This is a genomic window from uncultured Rummeliibacillus sp., assembly GCF_934216135.1.
Taxonomy (GTDB): Bacteria; Bacillota; Bacilli; order Bacillales_A; family Planococcaceae; genus Rummeliibacillus.
In genome coordinates, this window is record NZ_CAKQBI010000064.1 from 1 (window position 1) to 5741 (window position 5741).

At 32.3% G+C, this 5741-nt stretch carries 7 protein-coding genes; 3 read left to right on the plus strand and 4 right to left on the minus strand.

Translation table 11 applies throughout. The features are described from left to right. Nucleotides 1–499: 499 nt before the first annotated feature. Both Q0977_RS17700 and Q0977_RS17705 read right to left on the minus strand, forming a co-directional pair. Nucleotides 500–1144 carry a VTT domain-containing protein gene (locus tag Q0977_RS17700; protein ID WP_299516379.1) on the minus strand — a complete coding sequence of 215 codons (645 nt, stop codon included), beginning with the start codon at nucleotides 1142–1144 and terminating at the stop codon, nucleotides 500–502. Between the two features lie 285 nt (nucleotides 1145–1429). Beyond that, on the minus strand, nucleotides 1430–2215 hold the full coding sequence (locus Q0977_RS17705) for a TrmB family transcriptional regulator (RefSeq protein WP_299516381.1): 786 nt from the start codon (nucleotides 2213–2215) through the stop codon (nucleotides 1430–1432). 114 nt (nucleotides 2216–2329) lie between these two features. On the opposite strand from Q0977_RS17705, the gene Q0977_RS17710 reads away from it, so the two are divergent. Continuing rightward, nucleotides 2330–3106 carry a TSUP family transporter gene (locus Q0977_RS17710; protein WP_299516383.1) on the plus strand — a complete coding sequence of 259 codons (777 nt, stop codon included), beginning with the start codon at nucleotides 2330–2332 and terminating at the stop codon, nucleotides 3104–3106. Nucleotides 3107–3179: 73 nt separating this feature from the next. On the opposite strand, the gene Q0977_RS18340 is transcribed toward Q0977_RS17710, so the two are convergent. Together Q0977_RS18340 and Q0977_RS17715 are read right to left on the minus strand one after the other, a co-directional pair. Further along, a complete protein-coding gene (locus tag Q0977_RS18340) occupies nucleotides 3180–3308 on the minus strand; it encodes a TetR-like C-terminal domain-containing protein (protein WP_158582405.1) in 129 nt (42 codons plus the stop codon). 178 nt (nucleotides 3309–3486) lie between these two features. Then, nucleotides 3487–4137: an HAD family hydrolase gene (locus Q0977_RS17715; protein ID WP_233548141.1), complete on the minus strand. Its 651-nt coding sequence runs from the start codon at nucleotides 4135–4137 to the stop codon at nucleotides 3487–3489. Between the two features lie 180 nt (nucleotides 4138–4317). Here Q0977_RS17715 and Q0977_RS17720 point away from each other — a divergent pair, with 180 nt between their 5' ends. Together Q0977_RS17720 and Q0977_RS17725 are read left to right on the plus strand one after the other, a co-directional pair. Next, on the plus strand, nucleotides 4318–4800 hold the full coding sequence (locus Q0977_RS17720; protein ID WP_119416994.1) for a hypothetical protein: 483 nt from the start codon (nucleotides 4318–4320) through the stop codon (nucleotides 4798–4800). Nucleotides 4801–4859: 59 nt separating this feature from the next. Continuing rightward, a partial coding sequence (locus Q0977_RS17725; protein ID WP_299516386.1) for a DUF2642 domain-containing protein occupies nucleotides 4860–5741 on the plus strand: 882 nt, incomplete at its 3' end.

The window sequence follows — 5741 nt, forward strand, 5'->3', positions numbered from 1 at the left end:
TCTATTTTGTCTTTGTTAAAAACAAAGTTTATTGATTAACATCTTGCTTGTTCAGTTTTCAAGGTTCATATTGTGTCACTTGTTTTAACGACTTGATTATTATATCAAATCTTATTTACGATGTCAACAACTTTTTTATTTAAGTTATTTTGTTACCGCCTTGTTTCAGCGACTTAAATATCTTAACATGCACTTTTGCTAAAGTCAACACTTCTTTAAATATTTTTTTATATTAATAGAAATGATTATTTTTATGGTTAAAAACACCGATACTTGAAAGAAATAATCATAGATAACAGTTCGACTAAAACAAATCTACGGAGGGGTTTTATCCAAAAGCCAATCATATTCTACTACAGTAAATGCACTTTTAAAACAGCATTTTCAGCTCTAAATAAATGTTGTATTATGTATTGTATTTAACACATCATCTGAAAACGCAAACTGCAAAAAAGAGTTACTTGTCAACAACTCAAGCAACTCTTTTTCTGTTATTTATTCAGTTTCTTATTGAAATTCCCTTCATCTTATTCACACCAATATAAATTACAGGCACTAACAATGGGATAATTGAAATGATCGATAATGATAAAACTAAATTATTTTCAACCCATGTAGTATTTCCTAATATATAACCTATGTTTAACCAAAATAGTGTCCATAAAATAGCACCTAAACTATTAAACTTTAAAAACACTGAGAAGTAGTATTGTGTAAGACCACTTACAAAGGGTACAGTCGTTCTCATTAAAGGTACAAATCTAGCAAATAAAATAGATAATCGCCCATATTGGTTAACAAATAATTGCGCAGCTTCAATTTTGTCCTTTAAAAATAATTTCAACCTTGGTTTTTTATCATGCCACCTTCTAAAAAAATTCCCCATTGCGTAATTTTGGCTATCCCCTGCAATAGTTGCACTGACAAAGAGCACTAATAGTACCCAAAAATTCAGTTTACCAATGGCCGCTAAAGCACCACTTGCGAATACTAATGCATCAGCTGGCAGAAATGTTAATACAACAAAAGCTGTTTTTAAATAAACAATAATAAATAATGCAATATAAATATACATTCCATATACGTCTATGAAACCCGCCAGATTATCATCAAAACTTGAAATGAACTGATAAGATTTAATCATTTTATCCCTTCATATCTGATTATTTTTAAATGGTCAACTAATTCACCTAAAAACCCTTATGCATATATTTATTCCATTTTATGATTCGTAACTCCGCAAAAAACCATTATTTATAAAAAGAAGCGTCAAATTTAAAACGAGTACAACCTGAAGATTATACGCATTCTATTTAAAGGCAAAAAAGCTGATAAAATCGTTCAACAGGATTTTATCAGCCTTTTCTTATCCACATGTGCATAACTTTGTATCATAAGATTTATCCACTTACTTTTCCACAGTTCACAATTATTCTTCCATAAAAAATTTTTTTCGTTCTGTTGATATCCACTGCTCCAAATCATCTGTGTTTCTTCTTACTAATCGATTCACCAACACATCATGCCAAACGTAATCTTCTAATAAATAGATATGTACGGGGTCATTCGTGTAAAAGGCCAATTCACGATTATCTATAGAGGATCCATAAATCATTTCCTTCCCATCAATGGAAAGAATAAACCATTTCTTACTAGTTGGTGCTTCAGTAAAATGAGTAATGCGATGCAAATCTACAGTTTTTACAGGGTCATCCACATGCAATGCAATACCTTGAATCTGAACATCTTCTCCTACTTGTTCTAATTCATTTCTTAATTCTCCATACATATCATCCCACATAGAAATAACGATTCTCTTTTTCGCTTTTTTTATAAGTGATTTGCAATAGCTAATAATGGTTTCATTTTCTTTCAATGTTAAAACACGATTATCTGGTTTTTCCTCTATCATTTCTAGTTGCTTTAATTTTTTACTTAGGTCTTGATAGTTTTGTTTCCAATTGGATTGGGCTCTTTCAAGAAAAACATCGACCGGTAATGGTGAGTATATTGCTCCATCTGTATTTTCTTCTTTTAGTACAATTCCCTTTTCTACGAGATTTTTCAAAATATCATAGATCCGTGCTCTTGGTATACCAGAGTCTTTACTTACTTGGTAAGCTGTTACAGTACCTAGCTTTACTAGAGAAATATAGGATTTGGCTTCATATTCTGTGAATCCCACTGCCTTTAACTGCTGAACTAATTTCTCCATTTTACATTCCTCCGTTTTCTCTTCTATTTATCATACCAAATCTTATTGAACTATTTACATCCAAAAAGATTTTAGTTACTATTTTGGTAGTCACTATTTAGAGAGGTTGATTTGATGCCATTTGATGTGGATATTGATTTTTCATTATTATTAATTCTTGTGATTTTTGGCTTTTTAGCTGCGTTTATCGATTCGGTAGTTGGTGGAGGTGGATTAATTAGTCTACCAGCATTATTATTCGTTGGTCTTTCTCCTTCTGCGGCTGTTGCTACAAATAAGCTTGCTGGAACGATGGGTTCTCTTACAAGCACCATCACTTTCTACCGTTCTGGAAAAATGGATTTCAAATCAGTCGCAAAGTTTTTCCCATTGGTTTTTATTGGTTCTGCTTTAGGAGCGTGGATTGTTCATCTAATGGATCCTAATGTATTAAAACCATTAATGCTAATTATGCTTGCTGGAGTTGCTATATATACTGTTTTCAAGAAAGATTGGGGTAGTGTTTCTACATATAAAAAACTTTCACCTTCGAAACTTGCTTTGTTTATAGTGGTTATTTTTGCTATTGGTTTTTATGATGGGTTTTTGGGACCAGGAACAGGTTCTTTCCTTATATTCGCCTTTTTAATGGTCGGGTTTGATTTTTTAAAGGCGGCCGGTAATGCCCGTTTCTTAAACTTCGGAAGTAATATCGCAGCACTTCTTATGTTCATGACTTTAGGTCAAATACATTATGCCTACGGGATTCCAATGGGGATTGCACAAATCTTTGGGGCTATTATTGGTTCTAAATTTGCACTGAAACAAGGGACAGGCTATGTACGAGTATTATTTATCATTGTGACATGTTCACTATTGGCCAAAAATATTTATGATTATTTCTACAAATAACTTAATCTTCTAAAAAAGCGGATTGCAAATACTTACAATTCGCTTTTGCGTAATATAAGCCAATAGTTCTTTTTTAGAACTGGGCTCTCACCTTTAAAATCTTCGTAAGTTGCTCATTCATATAGGAAACAGGATAGATAAAATCTCGTTTTACCCATTCCACAATCATACCTATAATGGCATATGTTGATATGCAGCACATAAATTCACGTCTATATCTTGATGCTTATATTGTGTAGTATCTCCTTTCAATAATTCATTTAATTTTTCACTAAAAAGATTATGGGTTTTTATAGTGCTTTAGAAAAACAACTTGATAAAACCGCTTATATGCCCACAGAAGGTTCCTCTATTTACCCGTTGTTTCTTACAGATATCAGTTATTGAAAAAAATATGCTGTTAGTTCCTGTATACTCTGAACAATATGGAAAGGCTTTGATAATTCCAACTCTTTCTGACTACCATATCCATAACCTACTGCAACACAAGGAATGCCCTCTTTTTTAGCGCCAAGAATATCGTATTTACGATCCCCAATCATTACAACATTTTCTTTAGGAGGAAAAGACAATTGTTTTAGAACTTCGTGAATCACTTCATTTTTTGCCGTTCGTGTGCCATCTAAATTGCTTCCTACTACTATGTCAAAATATTGATTTAGATTAAAATGGTCGAGAATCTTTTCAGCGAAAATAGTTGGTTTAGATGTGGCTACTGCTAAAGTTATACCCTTTGTTTTCAATGCAGATAGTAAACCCTCAATTCCTGGATAAAGTATATTCTCATATAGACCTACTTTTTTAAACCTTTCACGGTAAAAAGTAAGTGCCGCTTCAGCTTTCGATATATCGAAGCCACATATTTCACGAAATGATTCTATTAATGGTGGTCCAATAAATGATTCTAATGTTTTTTCATCTAAACAAGGTGCATCCAGCTTCTTAAGTGCATAGGCAATACTTTTCGTAATTCCTTCCTTTGGATCAGTCAAAGTTCCATCTAAATCAAAAAGAATATAATCAATAGTCAATTTCAAGTCCACCCTTCTTCTCACAAACATCTCTTCAAAAATATTTACATTAATATTACTTTATCCATTTTATATGGGTAAAGGCATATTTTATTTTGGAACATTGGGCTTTTGCCATCTCCTCAAATTCATATTAGACATATGCATAGAAAGACCATAAAAAAGGAGGCAAAAAAAAGCATGAATAAAGAAATGGTTAGTTCTTTGTTAAACAAAGTTGTGAAAATTGATAGAGGAGGCCCTGAAAGTTCCATCGGCTTATTGTTAGGTGCTGAAGATGATCATATTACTGTATTAACTGAAAAAGATGGAATTGTCTACTATAGGAATGACCATATCAAAAGTATCACGCACGCTACTAAAAATGGTATGGATTTTGGCATCACTGCTTTACCTGAAGGATTTGAGTATGTAAAGGCTGATAATTTCAAATTAACACTTGAAGGTCTTAAATATCAATGGATTCAAATCAACCGTGGGGGCCCTGAAAAATTAGAAGGCGTACTAGATGAGATCAATGATGATTATATAACTGTAATTTTAAACGATGAAGTTGTTCGAGTAGTAATGTTCCATATTCGTAATGTAAGTTATGGTCTTCGTGTTGAATTAGAAGAAGAGCCAGAAGAAAATACTGAAGCTAAAAAAGCTAAAAAAGATTAAATATAACTTACTGCGATACTAAAACTTGTTCAAAAATAAATAATGAAAGGGGCCCCCTAATGGTAGAGGGTTACTTTAAAAAGACAATAGGGGGTCTTCTTGGTAAAACGGTTGGTTTTTACTTAAATGATAACCAATTTATTGAAGGCACCTTAATAGACGTTAAAAATGATCATCTCATTGTAAAGGTAAATGAAGATATTTTTTATTTTCCACTCAGTCAAGTCCATGCTCTTTCAAAAAATGCAAAGGATTTTCGTGTTTCTCCTCAAGACGTAAACTACCTAGATAAGAATAATTTGATAGATATATTACAAGAACTAAAATACAATTGGATTACTATCAATTGTTTAAGCAATCAATCATTTGCAGGTTTGCTAAGTAGAATTGGGGAAGATCATATTGTTTTAGTTAATAATTCAGAGCAATTATTTGTACAAAGTTCTTTTATAACTGATATCTATAAAGGAAAGTATGAAAGTACGGAGCAAGATTCTAATAACAATGAGCAAGAAGGTAATTCTTCAGAAGAAAATGAAGAGAATTCTGATCAGCTTTCTAAAGAAACAAATCTTACTACCCCAATAGATAACACTGAATCCAATATAAATGACAATTCTTCAAAAGAAGAGAAGAAAACTCTAGACGTCAATCAAACTAATGAAGAGTCCACAATCTACAATGATGAAATTACTGCCAATCAAACGGATAATGAGTCTACTTCTCTCTTTAATCATCAAATTATTATCAACCAGATTGATAGTGAGCCTACTCTCTTCGATCATGAGATTACTGTCAATCAAACAGATAACGAATCATCTCTTTTAGATCATGATGTTTCTGGCGATCACTCGGATAATGAGTCTTCTCCTTTCGATTATGAAGTTATAGTCAACCAGATTAATAACGAGTCTTCTATCTTCAATCATGATGTCTCTGGC

Coding starts and splice junctions, on each gene's coding strand:
- Q0977_RS18340 (WP_158582405.1), bottom strand. CDS start 3,308: ATGTGCTGCATATCAACATATGCCATTATAGGTATGATTGTGGAATGG.
- Q0977_RS17700 (WP_299516379.1), bottom strand. CDS start 1,144: ATGATTAAATCTTATCAGTTCATTTCAAGTTTTGATGATAATCTGGCG.
- Q0977_RS17720 (WP_119416994.1), top strand. CDS start 4,318: ATGAATAAAGAAATGGTTAGTTCTTTGTTAAACAAAGTTGTGAAAATT.
- Q0977_RS17705 (WP_299516381.1), bottom strand. CDS start 2,215: ATGGAGAAATTAGTTCAGCAGTTAAAGGCAGTGGGATTCACAGAATAT.
- Q0977_RS17710 (WP_299516383.1), top strand. CDS start 2,330: ATGCCATTTGATGTGGATATTGATTTTTCATTATTATTAATTCTTGTG.